At 44.2% G+C, this 22,047-nt stretch carries 18 protein-coding genes; 8 read left to right on the top strand and 10 right to left on the bottom strand.

The window, feature by feature from the left end; genetic code table 11:
* A complete protein-coding gene (locus tag R7E29_RS20590; RefSeq protein ID WP_054576371.1) occupies positions 1-570 on the bottom strand; it encodes a hypothetical protein in 570 nt (189 codons plus the stop codon).
* A gap of 249 nt (positions 571-819) precedes the next feature.
* Here R7E29_RS20590 and lolC point away from each other — a divergent pair, with 249 nt between their 5' ends.
* The 3 genes from lolC to lolE are packed head-to-tail and all read left to right on the top strand — an operon-like array spanning position 820 to position 3,975.
* Positions 820-2,028: a lipoprotein-releasing ABC transporter permease subunit LolC gene (gene lolC, locus R7E29_RS20595; RefSeq protein WP_054576372.1), complete on the top strand. Its 1,209-nt coding sequence runs from the start codon at positions 820-822 to the stop codon at positions 2,026-2,028.
* Positions 2,021-2,728: a lipoprotein-releasing ABC transporter ATP-binding protein LolD gene (gene lolD / locus R7E29_RS20600; RefSeq protein WP_005378457.1), complete on the top strand. Its 708-nt coding sequence runs from the start codon at positions 2,021-2,023 to the stop codon at positions 2,726-2,728. The genes lolC and lolD overlap by 8 nt, the downstream gene beginning before the upstream one ends.
* 2 nt (positions 2,729-2,730) lie before the next feature.
* Complete coding sequence (gene lolE / locus R7E29_RS20605; RefSeq protein WP_025766930.1) at positions 2,731-3,975, top strand: lipoprotein-releasing ABC transporter permease subunit LolE; 1,245 nt, start codon at positions 2,731-2,733, stop codon at positions 3,973-3,975.
* Positions 3,976-4,123: 148 nt separating this feature from the next.
* Here lolE and R7E29_RS20610 read toward each other — a convergent pair whose 3' ends face one another.
* On the bottom strand, positions 4,124-4,633 hold the full coding sequence (locus tag R7E29_RS20610; protein ID WP_005387834.1) for a DUF2062 domain-containing protein: 510 nt from the start codon (positions 4,631-4,633) through the stop codon (positions 4,124-4,126).
* 8 nt (positions 4,634-4,641) lie between these two features.
* Here R7E29_RS20610 and R7E29_RS20615 point away from each other — a divergent pair, with 8 nt between their 5' ends.
* From R7E29_RS20615 to kdsB, 5 genes are read left to right on the top strand one after another with little or no spacing between them, the layout of a single operon-like run.
* Entirely contained in the window at positions 4,642-6,897 is a 2,256-nt protein-coding gene (locus tag R7E29_RS20615) for a DNA internalization-related competence protein ComEC/Rec2 (RefSeq protein WP_054576373.1), read from the top strand.
* Between the two features lie 31 nt (positions 6,898-6,928).
* Positions 6,929-8,677, top strand: coding sequence for a lipid A ABC transporter ATP-binding protein/permease MsbA (gene msbA, locus R7E29_RS20620; protein ID WP_042522131.1), 1,749 nt, complete (start codon positions 6,929-6,931; stop codon positions 8,675-8,677).
* A gap of 5 nt (positions 8,678-8,682) precedes the next feature.
* The gene (lpxK, locus tag R7E29_RS20625; protein ID WP_053303249.1) at positions 8,683-9,690 is read left to right on the top strand and encodes a tetraacyldisaccharide 4'-kinase; all 1,008 of its coding nucleotides are present in this window, start codon (positions 8,683-8,685) and stop codon (positions 9,688-9,690) included.
* Positions 9,671-9,850, top strand: coding sequence for a Trm112 family protein (locus tag R7E29_RS20630; RefSeq protein ID WP_005378451.1), 180 nt, complete (start codon positions 9,671-9,673; stop codon positions 9,848-9,850). The genes lpxK and R7E29_RS20630 overlap by 20 nt, the downstream gene beginning before the upstream one ends.
* A complete protein-coding gene (kdsB, locus tag R7E29_RS20635; protein WP_053303248.1) occupies positions 9,850-10,605 on the top strand; it encodes a 3-deoxy-manno-octulosonate cytidylyltransferase in 756 nt (251 codons plus the stop codon). The genes R7E29_RS20630 and kdsB overlap by 1 nt, the downstream gene beginning before the upstream one ends.
* A 79-nt stretch (positions 10,606-10,684) precedes the next feature.
* Here kdsB and R7E29_RS20640 read toward each other — a convergent pair whose 3' ends face one another.
* The 8 genes from R7E29_RS20640 to pflB form a co-directional block, all read right to left on the bottom strand.
* Entirely contained in the window at positions 10,685-12,244 is a 1,560-nt protein-coding gene (locus tag R7E29_RS20640) for a SpoVR family protein (RefSeq protein WP_005378449.1), read from the bottom strand.
* Between the two features lie 11 nt (positions 12,245-12,255).
* Positions 12,256-13,527, bottom strand: coding sequence for a YeaH/YhbH family protein (locus tag R7E29_RS20645; protein WP_005378448.1), 1,272 nt, complete (start codon positions 13,525-13,527; stop codon positions 12,256-12,258).
* 47 nt (positions 13,528-13,574) lie between these two features.
* Complete coding sequence (locus tag R7E29_RS20650; protein ID WP_005378447.1) at positions 13,575-15,509, bottom strand: PrkA family serine protein kinase; 1,935 nt, start codon at positions 15,507-15,509, stop codon at positions 13,575-13,577.
* A gap of 493 nt (positions 15,510-16,002) precedes the next feature.
* A complete protein-coding gene (locus tag R7E29_RS20655; RefSeq protein ID WP_005378446.1) occupies positions 16,003-16,503 on the bottom strand; it encodes a YfbU family protein in 501 nt (166 codons plus the stop codon).
* A gap of 136 nt (positions 16,504-16,639) precedes the next feature.
* Positions 16,640-17,305: an energy-coupling factor ABC transporter permease gene (locus tag R7E29_RS20660; protein WP_005378445.1), complete on the bottom strand. Its 666-nt coding sequence runs from the start codon at positions 17,303-17,305 to the stop codon at positions 16,640-16,642.
* 154 nt (positions 17,306-17,459) lie between these two features.
* Positions 17,460-18,200, bottom strand: a complete 741-nt coding sequence (gene pflA, locus R7E29_RS20665) for a pyruvate formate lyase 1-activating protein (protein WP_005378444.1) — start codon at positions 18,198-18,200, stop codon at positions 17,460-17,462.
* Positions 18,201-18,411: 211 nt separating this feature from the next.
* Positions 18,412-19,389 carry a lipid A deacylase LpxR family protein gene (locus tag R7E29_RS20670; RefSeq protein WP_213906487.1) on the bottom strand — a complete coding sequence of 326 codons (978 nt, stop codon included), beginning with the start codon at positions 19,387-19,389 and terminating at the stop codon, positions 18,412-18,414.
* Between the two features lie 153 nt (positions 19,390-19,542).
* Positions 19,543-21,819, bottom strand: a complete 2,277-nt coding sequence (gene pflB / locus R7E29_RS20675; RefSeq protein WP_005378442.1) for a formate C-acetyltransferase — start codon at positions 21,817-21,819, stop codon at positions 19,543-19,545.
* Positions 21,820-22,047: the final 228 nt, after the last annotated feature.

Consider the following 22,047-nt stretch of genomic DNA (forward strand, 5'->3'; position numbering starts at 1 on the left):
TTATTTTTTATCTCGCTCCATCGAGCGCTGACGTAAAAGTTTTTGTTGTTGATACAGTGCCGCCTTTATCAGTAAATCTTGATCAGATTCTCGGAGCATCTTGTATCTAAGCGTGATAATGAAATCTTGCTCTGAAGCATCACATTCTTCTACTTGAGCGTAACAGTAAATCGCCGCAGCAGGGTGATCGAGGAACAGTTTAACACGAACGAGTTGTTGAGTAGTTAACGCTGTATCTGAGCGGAAACTGAGTTGACTAGCACCAAACTGCGTCGTTTGATAGCGAATGGAGGCGTCATCTTGTTGTGAAAGCATAAAGCTCAACAAGAGGTTAAGTTTCGCGTTTTGCGTATCAAGCAAGTTGATCACATGCTTTAACTCTTTGTTTTTCAGCTCTAGACGCGCGTTGTCTGCCAACATATCTAAGTGACTAAATTCACTGGCGACAATAAATGGTGCTGGAATTTCGGAGACAAACGTTTCTTCATCTGGCAAAGCAAAGTCCGCACTCAACGTTTCGACGTTGATGGTGAGGTTATGATGGACGGTAAAGTATTCTTGCTCTGTCATATAGTCGATCCTTTTGCCAGCGAGCGCTCCTTGCTCACTCAACAAACAAAGAGAAATAGGGCACTGATTATCGCTAACTGAATGAAGTTATCAAGTTTAGCCGATTTGTCCTTGAACTTTTTGCCCTAAATACAGACTTATTGCATGTCGTTGACAAATTTAGCGATTCTCTTGTCTTCTTAATGAGAAGAGTAAGGTAAGATAATCCGCTAAAGCTTTATATCAAAACAACCAGTTGGTTTGTCTTATATGTATCATCCTATCTCATTGTTTATTGGCTTAAGGTATCTTCGGGGACGCTCTGGAGATAGGTTCAGCCGATTTGTTTCTTATATGTCGACGGCGGGTATTACGATCGGTGTAATGGCGTTGGTGACGGTTCTTTCTGTGATGAACGGGTTTGAATCGCAGTTAAAAGAACGCATTTTAGGTGTGCTACCTCATGCCGTTGTTTCGCAACACGATGGAAAAACGCCTATGACCGAGTCTGCCCCTCCATTTGTTCAAGCGATGTCGAGTGAATCTCAGCCGGAGCCTATCGTTAGAGGAGAGGCTGTTATTCAGAGTTCTGCACAGCTGACGGCTGGTTACCTCATCGGTATTGAACCTAAGAAAGGCGATCCGATTAGCAACCATTTGATTGCCGGACGATTATCGTCACTTCAAGCAGGTGACTACAATGTATTTTTGGGTCACAGTTTGGCACGTTCACTAAAGGTCTCAATCGGGGATAAAGTACGCTTGATGGTGACCAACGCGACGCAGTTTACCCCACTTGGTCGTATTCCTAGCCAGCGAAACTTTACTGTCTCAGGCATTTTCAATACGGGATCGGACGTTGATGGTCAATTAATGATTGTGAACATGACGGATGCATCTAAGCTGATGCGTTTCCCTAAAGACACGGTTTCTGGTTGGCGTGTCTTTTTCTCTGACCCATTTATGGTGACGGATTTTGCTGACCAACCCATGCCTGATGGATGGGAATGGAGTGATTGGCGCGAACAGCGTGGTGAGCTTTTCCAAGCGGTGAAAATGGAAAAGAACATGATGGGACTTATGCTAGGTCTAATTGTGGGTGTCGCTGCATTCAATATTATCTCCGCTTTGATCATGGTGGTAATGGAGAAACAATCAGAAGTCGCAATATTGAAAACTCAAGGCATGACTCAATCTCAAGTGATGACCATTTTCATGGTGCAAGGTGCAAGCAGTGGTGTAATTGGCGCGATTGTTGGTGGCGCTGCGGGCGTGATCTTGTCACTTAATCTAAATGCGATTCTTGAATCTGCTGGTGTGGCGCTATTCAGCTTTGGTGGTCATCTACCCATCTTGATTGATTCAATGCAAATTCTTTTAGTGGTGGTGTTGGCGATTGCTCTTAGCCTTGCTGCTACGCTTTATCCTTCTTATCGAGCATCTTCTGTTAAACCTGCTGAGGCACTTCGCTATGAATAAGCTATTAGAATGTCGTGATATTCGTAAAGTCTACCGAGAGGGTTCGTTAGATACGGAAGTGTTGAAAGGCGTAAGTTTCGATATCGACAAAGGGGAGTTGGTTTCTATTGTTGGCTCTTCTGGTTCGGGAAAAAGTACCTTATTGCATATTTTAGGTGCGTTAGATGACGCAACTCATGGTGAAGTTGATTTTCTAGGGCAAAACCTATCAGCTTTGAGCTCGAACAAACAGGCGGCATTACGCAACAAGCACCTTGGTTTTGTATACCAGTTTCATCACTTGTTGGCTGACTTTACTGCGCTTGAAAATGTGGCGATGCCACTGATGATTGGCGGTGCTAAAGTAGCGGATGCAAAACAGGCGGCTAAAGCGCTGTTAGATAAAGTTGGTTTGAGTCATCGGATGCAACATAGACCCTCCGAGTTATCGGGCGGTGAGCGTCAGCGTGTTGCGATTGCGCGTGCATTGGTGAATAAACCTGATCTGGTCTTGGCTGATGAACCTACGGGGAACTTAGATCACAATACGGCACTGTCTATCTATGATTTGATGCGCGAGCTCAATAAAGAGTCAAACATTGCATTTTTGGTTGTCACGCATGACAAAGAGCTGGCAGCAAAAATGGATCGTCAAATGCACATGCAAGATGGTTTGCTCGTAGATCGTTTTGTGACTGATACAGCATCTGCGGAGGGCTAGTTTTGTTTACCTCTTTAGCTTTGATGATTGGTGGTCGCTTCAGTCGAGCGAAAAAGCGCAACAAGATGGTGTCCTTCATATCGCTTTCTTCGACTATTGGTATTGCGGTTGGCGTTGCTGTGATCATTATCGGTTTGTCTGCAATGAATGGCTTTGAGCGCGAGCTGCAATCGCGTGTGTTGTCTGTGATCCCACACGGCGAGTTAGAAGGTGTTAATGGACCACTTCATGACTACACCAAAACGATGAATCAAGCTCTAAAACATGAACATGTTGTTGCGGCAGCACCGTATGTTCGTTTTACGGGCTTGGCAGAAAAAGGCAGTAAGCTAAAAGCGATAGAAGTTCGTGGTGTAGAGCCTACTTTCGAGCAAGCGGTGTCGAGCTTATCGAATTTTATTGACCAAGAAGCTTGGCAAAACTTTTATGCCGGTCAGCAGCAAGTGATCTTAGGCCGAGGTGTAGCAAACGAGCTAAATGTCGCCGTGGGGGATTACGTTACGTTGATGATTCCGCAAACAGGCGGCGCAAATAAAGTGCAGGCTCCTAAGCGTGTGCGCGTGAAGGTGTCAGGGTTCTTAACGTTGAATGGCCAAATCGACCACTCTCTAGCGTTAGTACCATTAGCGGATGCGCAGCAATACGCGAGGTTAGGGGAAGGGGTCACTGGCATTTCACTGAAAACTGACGATGTTCTCAATGCGCCTTCTATTGTTCGCGAGGTTGGTAGCATGGTTGATGTTTATGTGTATTTGAAAAGCTGGCAGCAAAAGTTTGGTTTTTTGTATCGCGATATTCAGCTCGTGCGCACCATTATGTACTTGGTGATGGTACTGGTGATTGGCGTGGCATGTTTTAATATTGTGTCTACGTTGATGATGGCAGTGAAAGACCGAGCGGCGGAAATTGCAATTTTGCGAACAATGGGAGCAAAAGATAGCCTAATCAAACGGATCTTTGTTTGGCAAGGTGTATTCTCTGGTGTATTTGGCAGTCTCGTCGGCAGTGTTATCGGTGTCTTAGTGGCGTTAAATCTGACCCCGTTAATTAAAGGGTTAGAGAGCTTAATTGGTCATCAGTTTTTATCGGGTGATATTTACTTCGTCGACTTCTTACCATCACAACTACACTGGCCAGATGTGGCATTGGTGTCAGTGACGGCGATAGTGCTTAGTTTACTTGCGACGTGGTATCCTGCTTCGCGTGCCGCAAGGTTGAATCCGGCGGCTGTACTGAGTTCTAAATAGCGGATTGTTTTACAATATGCGAAAAACAAAAAGGACCGAATTCGGTCCTTTTTTGTATTTATCCGACTTGAGTAACATCGCGTTTCATTCTAACTGTTAGATGCCCCTCAACTGATAGCTCAAATGCTGATTTTTACGCGGTAAGGTCTTATCTTATTTTGCGTTTTTGCCAGCTCCGTACCACTGAGTAGCGCCAAAGCCCTCGAATTCCGAAGTAGCCAATAATCGCGGATACAACCCCACAAATTGCGCAGCCCAATAGAAATGGAGGTCCAATGGTGCTCATTTGCTGCATGATGAATTCCCACGATAGTTCAAAGTGAAAAGGTTGCGGGGGAAGACGCATCACTAGAGCACCTAGTTTGTACGCAAAGTAAAATAGCACAGGCATCGTGATAGGGTTGCTGATCCATACCAAAGCGACGGAGAGGGGCAGATTGACACCCAACATAATGGCCAAGCCAGCGGCCATGATCATTTGGCTCGGCAGTGGAACAAAAGCCATAAATAACCCGACAGCAAAAGCCCCTGATGCCGAGCGGCGGTTTAAGCACCACAAGTTCGGGTTGTACAACACATTGCCGAAGACCTTCAATGCTTTTTGGCGTTTGATCAATTCATGATCTGGCATGAAGCGTTTTATCAGCTTTCTAGGCATAGGACAGCATGACTCTCTCAGAAAAAAGTTGGACCTTGGCGTTATTTGTAGCGAGCGTAATCTCGTCGGCTTGGTGGCCGACAATACCAGATTGGCGTTGGTTGCTGCTGGGAATAATAACCACTGGCTCAATAATCAAATTACGTCGTGGCTTAATTAGCATAGGCGCAATTGCGGGCTTTATGGTCGTCATCGTCCACGGCAATGTATTGGAGTCTCAGAGACAAGCCCTTTTTCAAGCAGGGGAGAATATTACCATAATTGGTAAAGTTGACAGCCCTTTTACGCAAATAAGTCACGGTTATGAAGGTATTGTCGCTATAGAAGCGGTAAATTCTCAAACTCTGTTACCTTTTCTTAAACCTAAAATCCGTCTTATTACGCCTTTTCCACTCGATGTTAACAGTGAGTTTACGACATCCATCTCGTTAAAGCCGATTACAGGTCTACGCAACGAAGCTGGCTTTGATGCTGAAAAGCACGCGATGGGTAAAAATACTATCGCCCGAGCGGTTGTTAACAAAGACGCTAAGTGGATTGTTCGTTCTAATGTATCTCTGCGTCAATCCATTATTGCCGATGTCGCTGATGATGTGTCTTCCCTTCATCATTTCTCGTTAATAAGTGCGTTAGTTTTTGCTGACCGTTCTTGGTTGTCTAAGGAAGATTGGCAAGCGCTCAGGGACAGTGGTTTACTGCATTTGGTCTCCATTTCTGGTTTACATATTGGTATGGCGTTTACTTTTGGGCTAGTCGTGGGCGGTACCGTTCGTTATCTATTACCCCAATACCAGTTGTTACCTAGCTTATATGGGCTGATCTTCGCTGTTGCCTACGCTTGGTTAGCGGATTTCTCTCTGCCTACTACGCGAGCAGTGTCGGTATGCGTTGTTTACGTTCTCCTGAAGTATACTCTAGTGCACTGGACTTCTTGGCGAGTTCTTTTGCTTGCAGTATCTCTACAACTGCTTGTCCAACCTTTTGCATCCTACAGTATGAGCTTTTGGTTATCATACCTCTCCGTTTGTGCGGTATTGTTCGCAATTAATTTGATTCGACATCAAAGGGGAGGTTGGAAAGCGCGATTAAAAGCGTTATTGCTTACTCAATTGATGTTGAGCGCTTTAATCGTACCTGTTAGTGGCCATTTCTTCTCCGGTTTTAGTTTGTCCTCAATAGCCTACAACTTGGTATTTATTCCTTGGTTCGGATTTATCGTTGTACCCTTGATGTTTCTAGCCCTGTTCTCATCTTTGTTTCTTGAAATGATAGCGAAGCCTCTGTGGCATTTGGTGGACTGGTCATTACAGCCATTGAGCACGTCAATACAGTACGCAGTAGGTTCTTGGCAACCCATTAGCATGGAAATGACAATGCTGGTTATGGTGATAGTGGTTTGCTTAATATTTCAACGGTTCATGTCTCAGTACGCGTGGTATTTGTTACTCGGCATCGTTATTAGTATCAAGTTTGCAGCGGAGTATGAACCGCATTGGCGTATCGATGTATTAGATGTAGGTCATGGCCTTGCAGTGGTTGTAGAAAAAGACGACAAGGTGTTGCTGTATGACACTGGTAAAGCATGGCAAAGCGGCAGTATCGCAGAGCAGGTCGTCACTCCGGTTTTGCATCAACGAGGCTATGAAAGCATAGATACACTGATTCTAAGCCATTCCGATAATGATCACGCAGGCGGCCGCTTTTTCATTGAAGATGCCTTTTCTCCACAGCGTAAACTTAGTAGTCAATTCTTTATCGAATATGAGCCTTGCACTAGAGGTGACCAATGGAAATGGCAAGGATTAAACATGGAAGTGCTCTGGCCTCCTGCACTTGTTCAACGTGCGCATAATCCGCACTCCTGTGTATTACGACTTACTGACCCTATTTCTAACTTTAGTATGCTTTTTACTGGTGATATTGAGGCCATTAGCGAGTGGATTTTGCTTAGAGAGCCCGGAAAGTTACAAAGCGATGTGATGCTAGTCCCTCACCACGGGAGTAAAAGTTCATCGAATCCTCGATTTATCGAGGCGGTGAGCCCGAGTGTGGCGGTTGCTTCTTTAGCAAAAAACAATCGATGGGGAATGCCAGCGGAAAGTGTCGTTGCTTCATACCGAAAACTTGGCGTCACTTGGCTTGATACTGGTGAGGGTGGTCAGGTAAGCTTCTTTATTCACCGTGATAATTGGCGCTCAGAAACCAAACGTAGCGATACATTTGAGCCTTGGTATAGGCAGATGCTGCGTAAGGGAGTAGAATGAGAGTCTTAATGTAAGAAAATAAAGCACTTCTATGTCGATAAATACTGATGAAACGACTTGGCAGACGTTTAAGCGTCTATGGCAATTTATTCGCCTTTATAAGTCAGGTCTTGTCGTTGCAGTCATTGCATTAGTTATTAATGCTATATCAGATACCTATATGATTTCCCTGCTAAAACCACTACTCGATGAAGGTTTTGGGAACGCTGAATCTGATTTTTTACGCACGCTTCCATTGATTATTTTTGCCATGATGTTCATCCGTGGCATAAGTGGATTTGTCTCCACCTACTGTTTGAGCTGGGTATCTGGCAACGTAGTTATGCAAGTCCGTCGCATGGTGTTCAATCACTTTATGCATATGCCAGTGTCTTACTTTGATAAGGAAAAGACGGGCAACTTATTGTCGCGTATAACCTACGACTCAGAGCAAGTATCAGCGGCAACTAGCCAAGCGTTGGTGAGTATTGTGCGTGAAGGCGCAAGTATCATTGGTCTGTTAGTCTTGATGTTTTACAACAGCTGGCAATTGTCGCTAGTGCTGTTTGCTGTTGCTCCCGTTGTGGCATGGGGTATTGGTGTTGTTTCTAAACGTTTTAGAAAAATATCCAAAAATATGCAGACCATGATGGGTAACGTAACTGCATCAGCAGAGCAGATGCTGAAAGGCCATAAAGTTGTGTTGAGCTATGGCGGCCAAGACATCGAACGTAAACGATTTGAAAAAGTCAGCAACCAAATGCGTCAACAAAGCATGAAGTTGGTGACGGCTCAAGCGGCGGCTAACCCTATCATCCAAATGATTGCATCACTTGCAATTGTTGCCGTTCTTTATTTAGCAAGTATTGATTCGATTAAAGAGCAACTGACTCCAGGTACATTTACTGTTGTCTTCTCTGCAATGTTTGGTCTGATGCGCCCACTTAAAGCGCTGACTAACGTTACTTCTCAGTTCCAACGTGGTATGGCCGCGAGCCAAACGCTCTTCGCGTTAATTGACCTCGAGCCTGAGAAAAACGAAGGTAAGTTGACAGTTGAACGCGCAAATGGCGATGTTTCAGTTAAAAACGTAAGCTTTACTTACACTGGTGCAGAAAAACCAGCATTGGAAAATGTCAGCTTCGATATTCCAAGAGGAAAAACGGTGGCGCTAGTTGGCCGTTCTGGCTCAGGTAAAAGTACCATCGCGAACTTGTTCAACCGCTTCTATGATGTTGACAGTGGATCTATCACATTAGATGGGCATGATATTCGTGATTACGAGCTAAAGAATTTACGCCAGCAATTTGCACTAGTATCGCAAAATGTTCATTTGTTTAATGACACGATAGCAAACAATATTGCGTACGCAACGGATGGCCAATATGAGCGTAGTGATATCGAGAAAGCGGCAACACTCGCGCATGCGATGGAGTTCATCGGCAAAATGGATGATGGACTGGATACCATGATTGGTGAAAATGGTGCTAGCTTGTCTGGTGGTCAACGCCAACGTGTTGCGATTGCGCGAGCTCTATTGCGTGATGCTCCAGTGCTGATTCTTGATGAGGCAACTTCGGCTTTGGATACCGAATCCGAGCGAGCTATTCAAGCTGCACTTGATGAGCTGCAAAAAGACAAAACGGTACTTGTAATAGCGCACCGCTTATCCACAATCGAGAAAGCCGATGAAATTCTTGTGGTTGATGATGGTGCCATCATTGAACGTGGCAACCACGCTGAGCTTATTGAGAAAAATGGTGCGTATGCACAATTGCACCGTATTCAGTTTGGTGAATAAGCGCGGTGATTGAAAAAATCTGGTTTGAAAACCATCCAATAAAATATCTCTTGTGGCCGCTTTTGTGGCCACTGAGTTTATTATTTGGAGCGATAAGCAAGTCAAAGCGAAAGCAATACCAAACTGGCCGCAAGCAAGCTTATAATGCGCCTATACCTGTTGTTGTGGTTGGCAATATCACTGCTGGTGGCAATGGTAAAACACCAGTTGTTGTGTGGCTTGTTGAGCAACTACAGCAAATGGGCTTTAAGCCGGGGGTTGTTTCTCGTGGTTATGGGGCAAAGGCTCCTGCCTATCCGTTAGTGCTAAAAGAAGATACGCCAGCGAAGCATTGTGGCGATGAACCTAAGTTGATTCATCGCCGTACAGGAGCACCTGTTGCGGTAGATCCTGTGCGTTCAAATGCAGTGAAAGCACTGCTAGATTTGGATGTGGATATCATAATTACGGATGATGGATTACAACATTATGCGTTAGGCCGTGATATTGAGTTAGTGATTGTGGATGGTAATCGCCGGTTTGGGAATGAAAGCCTGATTCCATTAGGTCCTTTACGTGAAGGTATTGAGCGACTTAAAGAAGTCGACTTTATCATCACCAATGGCGGTCAAGCGCATACGGGCGAAATCGCAATGGCTTTAGCACCCTCTAAAGCTATTAATCTTAAGACTAAGCAACATGTGGATGTCTCGGAGTTGAAAGACCTCGTCGCATTTGCGGGCATTGGTCATCCTCCGCGTTTTTTTCATACACTAAACTCGATGAACGCAGATGTTAAAGTCACAAAAGGTTTTGCTGACCATCAAGACTTTGATCAACAAGAATTAGAAGCATTGGCTCAACAAGGGACCAATGTGATTATGACCGAGAAAGATGCCGTCAAGTGCAGCCATTATGCGCAAGATAATTGGTGGTATCTGCCTGTATCTGCCCAGTTTGAATCAAACGATGCAGAGCAAATTTTAAATAGAATAAAAGAGGTTAAAGCGGCTTATGGATCACCGTCTACTTGAGATTGTAGCTTGCCCTGTTTGCAAAGGTAAGCTGACGTACGATAAAGATAATCAAGAGTTGATCTGCAAATTGGATCGCCTTGCTTACCCGATCAAAGAGGGTATTCCAGTTCTGCTAGAGCCTGAAGCTCGCACTATGAGCATGGATGAGGGACGCTAATGTCTTTTACGGTTGTCATCCCTTCGCGCTACGCATCGAGCCGTTTGCCTGGTAAACCGCTAGCGGATATTGGTGGTAAGCCTATGGTTCAGTGGGTTTATGAACAAGCGCTACAAGCGGGTGCGGAAGATGTCATCGTTGCAACTGATGACGAGCGTGTTGCGAAAGCGGTTTCGTCATTTGGTGGTAAAGTTTGTATGACCTCTCCCCAGCACGAATCAGGTACGGAGCGTCTTGCAGAAGTTGTTGAAAAGATGGCTATTCCGTCAGACCACATTATTGTTAATGTGCAAGGGGATGAGCCTTTGATTCCGCCGTCCATCATTCGTCAGGTTGCTGATAACTTATCAGGGTGTGAAGCCCCGATGGCGACGTTAGCTGTAGAAATAGACTCGGAAGAGGAAGTGTTCAACCCGAATGCTGTTAAAGTTGTCGCCGATGAGCAAGGCTATGCGTTGTACTTTAGTCGAGCAACCATCCCTTGGGATCGCGATAACTTTGCTAAACAAGACAAAACCATTGCCAACCCATTAATGCGTCATATTGGTATTTATGCTTATCGAGCTGGTTTCATTTATACGTATGTCAACTGGGCACCAAGTGCATTAGAGCAGATTGAGTGTCTTGAGCAACTGCGAGTGCTTTGGTACGGTGAAAAAATTCATGTGGCGGTAGCGAAAGAAGCACCAGCGGCAGGGGTTGATACGCCCGAAGATCTAGAAGCCGTGCGCGCGATTGTTGCAAAGCAAGCGTAACAAATGCTCATATAGATTTAAGAATAAACAAGGCTCCTGAATTAGGAGCCTTTTTGTTTTACTTGTATCGAGGTATTAGTTAAATGTTAGTGTCGTATTGGTTCCGTTTAGGGCAGGTCGCTAAGACCTCTCGGTGACCGGTGTCTTTCACTTCTTGGAGAATGACATCAAAGCCCCATAATCGATACACGTGCTTTAGAACTTCTTCGTAACTATCATCAAGTGGGATGCGGTTGTGAGGAACGTACTGCAACGTAAGCGAGCGATCACCACGGACATCGACATTAAACACCTGAATGTTTGGCTCAAGATTAGATAAGTTATACTGAGCGGCTAGGGTTTCTCTAATGCGTTTATAACCCATCTCATCGTGTATCGCAGCGACTTCAATAAAGTTCTTATGATCATCATCGTTGATCGCAAACAGCTTGAAATCACGCATTAATTTCGGAGAAAGGTATTGGCTAATAAAGCTTTCATCTTTGAAATTATGCATCGCGAAATGCACTGCATCTAACCAGTCGGTTCCTGCTAGGTCTGGAAACCACTCCTTGTCCTCATCAGTTGGTTCTTCGCAGATACGCTTAATATCTCGGAACATGGCAAAGCCTAACGCGTAGGGGTTAATGCCATTAAAGTAAGGACTGTTATAAGGCGGCTGAGCCACGACACTGGTGTGGCTATGTAAGAACTCTAGAATGAACTTTTCAGACACCAAGCCCTCATCATAAAGATGGTTGAGTATGGTGTAGTGCCAGAACGTTGCCCAGCCCTCATTCATGACTTGCGTTTGTTTTTGCGGATAAAAATACTGACTGATCTTACGGACGATCCGAACAACTTCACGTTGCCACGGCTCTAGCAACGGCGCATGTTTTTCGAAGAAGTAGAGCAAGTTTTCCTGAGGCTCGCTCGGGAATCGCTCTTTAATGTCTTCCTCTTTCGTCTTGGCTGTCGGTACGGTGCGCCAAAGCTCATTAACTTGAGATTGTAGGTATGCTTCGCGTTCTTCTTGTCTTGCTTTTTCCTCTGTAATTGAGATTTTCTCTGGACGCTTGTAGCGGTCTACACCAAAGTTCATTAATGCGTGACAAGAGTCGAGCAGTTTTTCCACTTCTTTTACGCCATATCGTTCTTCACATTCGGCTAAGTACTTTTTGGCAAACAGCAGATAGTCGATAATAGAGCTAGCGTCAGTCCACGTTTGGAATAGGTAATTACCTTTGAAAAAAGAGTTATGGCCGTAACACGCGTGCGCTATCACGAGTGCTTGCATTGTTACCGTATTTTCTTCCATCAAATAAGCAATACAAGGGTCGGAGTTAATCACAATCTCGTAGGCTAGCCCCATTTGACCATGTTTATAGTTCTGCTCTGTTTGAATGAATTTTTTACCAAATGACCAGTGATTGTAATTGATTGGCATGCCGATACTTGAATAGGCATCCATCATCTGTTCTGAAGTAATCACTTCTATTTGGTTAGGGTAAGTGTCTAGGCGATAATGCTCCGCGACACGCTTAATTTCTTTGTGGTATCGCTCTAACAGCTCAAATGTCCAATCTGGTCCATCCGGCAACACTTTACTGTTACGCTTCTTAGGCGCCTCTCCTGAGAGGTTTCTCGTTGCGGTATTCATCGCTAGCCTCCTTACGCCGTTTCTTTTTGGAATAGTTCACGAAAGACTGGGAAAATATCCTCCACAGAGCGAATGTTTTTCATTGCGAAATTAGGAAATTCTTCAGTGAGTTTTTCGTACTCATGCCATAGAGTTTGGTGCGAGCGCCGCGTGATCTCTATGTAAGAGTAATACTGACAGTTTGGAAGTAATTTGTTCACTAACAGATCCCGGCATCTTGGCGAATCATCTGCCCAGTTGTCACCGTCGGATGCTTGAGCTGCATATATGTTCCACTGACCAATCGGGTATCGCTCTTTTACTATTTCATCCATTAACTTGAGCGCGCTAGATACAATGGTACCCCCGGTTTCTTGTGAGTAGAAAAATTCGTGCTCGTCCACTTCCTTCGCTTGGGTATGGTGGCGGATAAAGACGACTTCGACATTCTCGTAGGTACGAGTTAAGAACAAGTACAAAAGAACATAGAAGCGTTTTGCGATGTCTTTCGTTGCCTGATCCATAGAACCGGATACGTCCATTAGACAGAACATGACCGCTTGGCTCGATGGTACAGGGCGTTTCTCATAGTTCTTGAAGCGTAAGTCGAAGGTATCGATGAACGGCACGCTTTCGATTTTCTTGCGCAGTTCTTCAATTTCAGCCTTCAAGCGGTTCTCTTCAAACTGCTGAGCAGGCTCAATATTTTTGATGCGAGCAAGTTCGTCTTCTAGCTCTTTGAGAAGTCGTTTCTTACCAGCAGTCATTGCAGTACGGCGCGCAAGAGATTGTTGCAGAGAGCGTACTACGGCGATATTGGAAGGGATACCGGCAGTTTGAAAGCCTGCACGGTGTGTTTTCCATTCAGTGATTTTGGCAATTTGGTTTTTTTCTAGATTAGGCAGCTCGAGATCTTCGAACAAAATATCGAGGTACTCATCTTTTGATATTTGGAATACAAATTCGTCTTGGCCTTCTCCATCTGGACTGGCGTTCCCTTCTCCTGAGCCGCTACCCTGACCGCCACCTTTGGGACGCTCAATTTTATCACCAGTAATGAATTGGTCGTTACCGGGATGAACTCGTTCGCGAACACCACCTTTGCCTTGATGAAATATAGGCTCGTTGATGTCTTTGTGAGGGATAGAGACGTCTTCGCCCGTTTCCGTATTCGTAATCGAGCGTCGATTCACTGCGTCTGCTACCGACTCTTTTATTTGCTCTTTGTGGCGCTTCAAGAAGCGCTGTCGATTAACAGCGCTCTTGTTCTTGCCATTGAGCCTTCGGTCTATAAATTGCGCCATGAAATAGCCCTCTTCATGTTTCACAAGCGACCTAACTCAATACTGGGTTAGGATGACTTACGTACTCGTAGGTACCACTCAGAAAGTAGGCGAACCTGTTTCTCGGTATAGCCTTTTTCCATCATGCGAGCGACAAAGTCGTCGTGCTTCTTCTGATCTTCAGAAGAGGTTTTCGCATTAAATGAGATAACCGGAAGTAGCTCTTCGGTATTGGAGAACATTTTCTTCTCGATTACTGTGCGCAGTTTTTCGTAGCTGGTCCAAACCGGGTTTTGACCATTGTTATTCGCTTTCGCACGAAGCACAAAGTTAACGATTTCGTTTCGGAAATCTTTCGGGTTAGAAATACCAGCTGTTTTTTCGATCTTCTCTAGCTCAGCATTCAGTGAAGAGCGATCAAATAGCTGACCAGTTTCTGGATCTCGGTACTCTTGGTCTTGAATCCAGAAGTCTGCATAGGTGACATATCGATCGAAGATGTTTTGGCCGTATTCAGAGTAAGACTCAAGATAAGCGGTCTGAATCTCTTTACCGATAAATTCAACGTATCGAGGTACTAGGTAGCCTTTCAAGAACTCGAGATATTTCTCTGCTGTTTCAGCAGGGAACTGTTCGCGCTCAACCTGTTGTTCAATCACATAGAATAGATGTACAGGGTTGGCTGCCACTTCGGTTTGGTCGAAGTTAAATACGCGTGACAAAATCTTAAAGGCAAAACGTGTTGAGAGACCGTTCATGCCTTCATCGACACCAGCATAATCACGATACTCTTGATAGCTTTTTGCCTTTGGATCCGTATCTTTCAGCGTTTCACCGTCGTATACGCGCATCTTAGAGAAGATGGACGAGTTCTCAGGCTCTTTAAGTCGAGAAAGAATACTGAATTGTGCCAGAGTCTCGAGCGTGCTTGGTGAACAAGGGGCTTGAGACAACTCACTGTTTTCAAGAAGTTTTTGGTAGATTTTGACTTCTTCTGAAACACGTAGACAGTAAGGTACTTTCACAATATAAACACGGTCCAAGAACGCTTCATTGTTCTTGTTGTTACGGAAGGTCTGCCACTCAGATTCGTTTGAGTGAGCCAGAATCATACCGTCGAATGGAATCGCAGAAAGGCCTTCTGTACCGTTGAAGTTGCCTTCTTGCGTTGCTGTTAACAGCGGGTGAAGCACTTTGATTGGTGCTTTGAACATCTCAACGAATTCCATTAAACCTTGGTTTGCTTTACACAGCGCACCGGAGTAGCTGTAAGCGTCTGGATCGTCTTGCGAATAGTGTTCAAGCTTACGAATATCGACTTTACCAACCAATGATGAGATATCTTGGTTGTTTTCATCGCCTGGTTCAGTTTTGGCAATACCGATTTGGTCAAGGATAGAAGGGCGTACTTTCACTACTTTAAATTTGGTGATATCACCACCAAACTCGTGAAGACGTTTAGCGGCCCAAGGAGACATGATCGAGCGAAGATAACGGTGCTCGATGCCATACTCTTTTTTCAAAATATCGCCATCTTCTGTGGCTTTGAATAGGCAGAATGGATGGTCATTCACTGGGCTGCGTTCGCCGTTAGCAGTAAGAACATAAATAGGCATCTGTTCCATCAGAGCCTTAAGCTTTTCTGCAAGCGAAGACTTACCGCCACCTACAGGGCCGAGTAGGTAAAGAATCTGCTTACGCTCTTCTAGGCCTTGCGCCGCATGTTTTAGGTAAGACACAATTTGTTCTATGGCATCTTCCATGCCATAAAAATCTTTAAAGGTTTCATAACGAGAGATAACACGATTCGAGAAGATTCGGCTTAGTCTCGGATCTTTTGCCGTATCGATTATCTCTGGTTCACCAATCGCCATCAGTAGGCGTTCTGCTGCATTAGCATAAGCGCTTTTGTCATCTTTACACAGGGCTAAAAACTCCTGTAACGACATCTCTTCATCTTTTGCAGCTTCATATCTTGATTGATAGTGGTCGAAAATACTCATGTCGCTTTCCCCTTTAATAGTCAGTCTACCGACGAACGTTGATTCAGGCTTTCCACCAACAGTTATGCTCGTTGTTGTTTGAATATACGTCCTGTTATCACATTTGGTTCGTACAGAATGTAAGGTTGGCGACACCAAAGACTTTGCTTTATGGACGGTTTTTTCGTTACAACGGTGAGCGGTGGATATGAATTTTTCAATCACAGCCTTTCTCTACTTAAGCCTAGTCGGGGATTTGCAATTTTGCTTAACAATTATGAATTTATTGTAAAAGTGACATTTGAATCACTCTTTTATTAAGGACGAATTTATGTCGTGAATAGGTGCAATAGAAATCAAATATTTGGCAAAGACAGAAGAGTCTCAGTGATTCGTTGTTCTACATTGAGCAAGGTAAGTGAAAGAGGTAGGAAGAGAGCAAAGTCTTAGATAAGTTTGTGACAGGGTAAATAACAAGGAGAGCGGGCGCTCTCCTCATTCTTAGACGACCATTTTATGCGCTGAAGATTTGCGCTAGTTCGTTTTCACATAAATGATACTGACGAGGGCAGTTACGCCAAGTTTGCAGCATACGGCGGTATTTATCTAGCATCGGCATTTGGCTGTTAAAGTGATGATCTGCCTTGTCAAACTGAGGGTACAAACCTTCAGAATCGATGAGAAAACGTACGTAATGTACTTGTTGCGCTTCTGAAGCGATATCAAATCCCAAGAACTTCAAGCGACGTTGATCCACGTTGCTGCGATCTTCATCGTCTAGCATGTTGTAAGACTCTTGCATCGCATGATACATCTCCATAACGTCGATGATCTCACGACACTCTGCTTCTGAGAGGCAGCCGAAATCTTTGTTCAACTCTCGCATTTGTAGTTCATAACCACGTTCAACGATCGTTTGTAAGCGTTTGTATTTGGCCGCATTACTTGGATCAAGTTGAGACATAAGGTTGTATTGGTTTGATAGAATCAAACGTTGAGCGTTTGACATTTCCATGGTGACCTCACTAGATATCTAATACATTTTTAATGTGCTTAGGTTAACGCTTAAGACATGAGTGAAACATGATCTCAACACATATTTAATACTAAAAAATGGCAAGAGCTGTCACTTTTGACCAGTTTGAAAACACTTATTTATGGTAATGATTGTATATGTAGTCTCGGTCTGAAAATACTCTCAGCCACTCTGGCTTGAATACGGTTAAAACCGCCAGTGCCATACCATTTAATAGACCTTCTGGAAAGGCGAGCAACGGCACAAAAACAAAGTAGTTATGTTGAATGGTTTCCCAATCGTAGTGACCAACTGATAGGTGATAAAAAGAGTTAATGATGAGGTGCAGACTTCCTGTTATCGCGCCATTGAAAAATCCAGCAACGAAGATGAAAACAAAAATGTTTCGTGGCAAGTAGTGGTAACTCAGAAGAAACACTAAGTAACTAATGAAAATCGGAATTAGGGCAGATAGAACTAACGACGTGGGTAAGAGTAGCAAGGACACATCATGTAGTAGGTGGTTGACCAGCATTGCAGGGATACTGAGTAGAAATGCCATACGCCAACCATACATCATCGTCAGCGTTGTTAGTGCAAGAAAATGAATCTGTAATCCTTCTTTTACACCTGCTTGAGCTGTCCATAAAATACTGAAAAAGAAGAGCGTTGCAAAAACGAGGTGCTGAAATCCTTTCTCTTTTTCCAGTTTGGGCCAAACGACTTTTTTCCAATCTGGTAGGCAGTAGACTACTACTATCCAAATTGAGACAACAAGAGAGCCTAAGTTAAACAAATCCATGTTACTTCCTTCCTATGCGAACATGACGCAATCATTTCTATCGTTCTTTTTCTACCTAAATGACCGCAGAGAAACTCACTGATAAGGCTTAGATATAATCAAAAAAATACCAGCAATAAGCTGGTATTTTAAAGAGGTTAGTCTTGCGGTTCACTTAGTATTTTACGTTATCGTTGTATTGAGCAAGAATGGATTGAATTTCATCCATGGTTTCTTTCGGTGGCGGGTTTACGCCTTCGAGTGGGTATTCTAAGCCTAACGCTTCCCACTTATGAGCCCCTAATTTGTGGTAAGGAAGTAACTCGACCTTTTCGATGTTATCCATGTCTTTAATAAATTCACCAAGCATGTGTGCTGCTTCTGGGTCATCTGTGTAACCAGGCACGACGACATAGCGAATCCATGTTTTCTTTCCGATTTTTTGTAAGTAACGAGCAAAGTCCAATGTGCGTCGGTTGGATACACCGATGAGATCTTGGTGCACTTCGTCTTTCATGTGTTTGATGTCAAGCATGACTAAGTCTGTTGCATCCAGTACTTCATCGATAACATCAGTGTGCTTACGAACATAACCGTTAGTATCTAGACATGTATGAATGCCTTCGGCTTTAGCAGCGCGGAAAAAATCACGTACGAATTCCGGTTGAAGCATCGCTTCGCCGCCAGAACAAGTAACGCCACCACCTGATGCATTCATGAAGTGGCGGTAACTTTTCGCTTCGGAAATGATTTCTTCAACCGTGACTTCTTTGCCATCATGCGTGTCCCAAGTATCGCGGTTATGGCAATACTTACACCGCATTAAACAACCTTGCAAGAAGACGATAAATCGAATACCAGGTCCGTCTACGGTACCACATGACTCAAATGAGTGAATACGACCAGCTGTTGACATCTTTTGCTCTCATTACTAGTAAATTCTAGCTGTTATTTTATTACAAAAAGCAGGGTTAAAACAGCTTTGTCGGTACTAAAGGCAAGGTTATTTGAAGAAAGAAAATAGATGGAGCCAATCTACATAAACGCTTGAACACGAGGTGGTTAATACCTACCCCGAGAACTTGCCGTGTATCTAGATTGACTTCGATGCTGGGATAATCCAGTTTTTAGAAAAAGGCGAACACGGAGAACGAGCCTGTCCCATAAACATCGGTTTGGGCTTCTTCATAATCCGGTGTTTTAATTGTAAAGGTGATGCTTGCACCGTAATTTTGGTTGTACCAAGATACTCCCGCGACGGCACTTGCTTGCCAATTTTGCAGTGTGACGTCGTATGGCGCTGACGGTTCAGGAATGCCAGGACGATCTCCTTCGATAGTCATGTCATTAAAGCGGTAACGACCTTCAAACCCGGTGAACAAGAACCAACTCGACGTGTTCTGAGCGATCATACTTGCTGAGAAAGGGCTTTCGACACTGATATTGGCGGCTCCGATGCTATTCGCTAGGTTTGTACCCCAACGAAACATGACGCCTTGAGAGACATCACTACGGAAGTTACCCGCATTGATGTCGTTAATGTTGGTGATCTCCCATTGTGTTTTTTGTTCTTCGCTGCGCATCAATTTGTTAAATACGCGGTAACCAAGGCTGAACGCCACTTTATCTTCAATCTGGTAATCCCAACCTTGAGGGGCCGTCGATCCTGTTATGCCGTGAACGATTTCTTGCGCCTTTTCTGATAGCGAACTTTCACCCGTAGTTCCTATGGTGAAATTGTACCGTACAGCTTTGTCACTCGTTAGGGAAAGGTAGTTGATTTCGGTGTGTAGGTAACCGGCATATGGGCGATCATTGATTAGTGGATAATCGGCTTCAATGTCGCTTGGAGTCCACATCTTGTGGCCAAGAACCAACTCTATTTTATCGATATTGGCGTGCTCTGAGTTAGCTAGACTCAGCCATTTCCATTGGCTTTCTTGTGTCAGTTGGTCTGTCGCGTAAGAAAGGAAAACACCATTCGTATAGTCTTGATCGACGCCAAAAATACCATCGTTGTCGATGGTAAAAGAAACCGTAGACTTAGTGGATGCTATTGCAACTGGAGAAAGAAGGGTAAGAATAATTAATTTACTAAATCTCATAGACTTTATTTGCTAACTTTTTTCGCATCATACGTAAGAATGCGGGCAAAAGTCTTTCGCGATATCACAACTTTCATTCAAGAAATAAAAAAAGGCTGATGCTACTTAGCATCAGCCTTTGTTGTATTACTAGAACGTTATTTCGCTATAGTCTTATAGAGACTCAGTGAATGTACGCGCGATTACGTCAGCTTGTTGCTCTGCAGTTAGAGAGTTGAAGCGAACAGCGTAACCAGATACACGGATTGTTAGCTGAGGGTATTTCTCTGGGTGCTTAACTGCGTCTTCTAGAGTTTCACGGTTAAGAACGTTCACGTTTAGGTGTTGACCACCTTCGATACCCGCTTCGTGGTGGAAGTAACCATCCATAAGGCCAGCAAGGTTAGCGCGTTGTGAACCCTCATCTTTACCTAGTGCGTTAGGTACGATAGAGAATGTGTAAGAGATACCATCTTGTGCGTCAGCAAACGGCAGTTTAGCAACTGAAGTTAGTGATGCTACAGCACCTTTCTCGTCACGACCGTGCATTGGGTTTGCACCTGGAGCAAATGGAGCACCAGCACGACGACCGTCAGGCGTGTTACCAGTTTTCTTACCGTAAACCACGTTTGAAGTGATAGTAAGAATTGACTGAGTAGGGATTGCATCACGGTAAGTCTTAAGCTTACGGATTTTGCCCATAAATACAGAAACAAGTTCACATGCAATATCATCAACGCGTGGATCGTTGTTACCGAATTTAGGGTAATCGCCTTCGATTTCGAAGTCGATTGCTAGACCGTCTTCGTCACGAATTGGCTTAACTTTTGCGTATTTAATTGCAGATAGTGAGTCAGCTGCAACAGATAGACCAGCAATACCACAAGCCATAGTACGTTTAACGTCACGGTCGTGTAGAGCCATTAGTGCCGCTTCGTAGCTGTACTTATCGTGCATGAAGTGGATAGCGTTTAGTGCAGTCACATATTGTTTCGCTAGCCAATCCATGAAGTGGTCCATTTTCTCCCACAGTTCATCGTAGTTAAGAACATCGCCTTCGATCTTAGGCATTTGCGGGCCAACTTGGATTTTTAGCTTCTCATCCACACCACCGTTGATGGTGTAAAGCATTGTTTTCGCAAGGTTCGCACGAGCACCGAAGAACTGCATTTGCTTACCAACAACCATTGGAGATACACAACATGCGATCGCGTAGTCGTCGGAGTTCATGTCTGGACGCATTAAGTCGTCATTTTCGTACTGAATAGAAGAAGTATCGATAGATACTTTCGCACAGAACTTCTTGAAGCCTTCAGGTAGTTGCTCAGACCAAAGAACAGTGATGTTTGGCTCTGGAGAAGGACCCATAGTGTATAGTGAGTTTAGGAAACGGAAGTTTGTACGAGTAACTAGCGTACGACCGTCAAGACCCATACCACCCATAGACTCAGTTGCCCAGATAGGGTCGCCAGAGAATAGATCATCGTACTCAGGAGTACGTAGGAAACGAACCATACGTAGTTTCATTACGAAGTGGTCGATCATTTCCTGAGCTTGTTCTTCAGTTAGCTTACCAGCCGCGATATCACGTTCGATGAAGATGTCTAGGAATGTAGAAGTACGACCTAGAGACATAGCCGCACCGTTTTGAGATTTAACAGCAGCTAGGTAACCGAAGTAAGTCCACTGAATAGCTTCTTGCGCAGTTTCAGCAGGACGAGAAATATCACAACCGTATTTTGCAGCCATTTCTTTGATTTGACCTAGAGCACGGTGTTGCTCTGCGATCTCTTCACGAAGCTGCATTGTCATTTGTAGGTCTTCGCCGTTCTCAAAACGCTCTTGTAGAGAAGAGAACTGCGCGAATTTATCCTTCATTAGGAAGTCAATACCGTATAGAGCAACACGACGGTAGTCACCGATGATACGACCACGACCGTATGCATCTGGAAGACCAGTCAGTACGCCAGATTTACGACACGCCATGATTTGAGGAGTGTAGATATCGAAAACGCCTTGGTTGTGAGTTTTACGGTATTCTGTGTAGATTTTTTTAACTTGTGGGTCTAGCTCGCGGTCGTAGGCTTTGCATGAACCTTCAACCATGCGGATACCACCGTTAGGGATGATCGCACGTTTTAGAGGAGCGTCAGTTTGAAGACCTACGATAGTTTCTAGGTCTTTTTCGATGTAGCCTGCATCGTGAGCAGTGATGGTAGAGATAACTGAAGTATCAAAATCAACAGGAGCGTGAGTCGCGTTCTCTTGTTTGATGCCTTCCATTACCTTAGCCCAAAGCTTGTTAGTCGCTTCAGTACCTTCAGAAACTAGGAAAGATTCGTCGCCTTCGTACGGAGTGTAGTTCTTCTGAATGAAATCACGAACGTTTACTTCGTTTTGCCAGTCGCCTGCAGCAAAACCTTCCCAAGCTTTAGCAAATTGCTCTGCCATGACATACCTACCTTTTTAGTAGAAAAAAATACGTACTGCTTCGCCGTTGAGCCAGCTATCCCCAGATAAAAGAGGGGAACAGTACACTCTTATGAATAACAATATTTATAGTCTTAAATTTACGTATTCGATTTACAAAACTATAAATATTGTCACTAGTTTTAACGTTTCTCTTTTTAAGCAACAGTTAGAGGTTAAACTAAAATTTTTTTGCAAACCTTAAACTAA

This window comes from Vibrio sp. Vb1729, assembly GCF_033338655.1.
Lineage (GTDB): Bacteria > Pseudomonadota > Gammaproteobacteria > Enterobacterales > Vibrionaceae > Vibrio > Vibrio alginolyticus.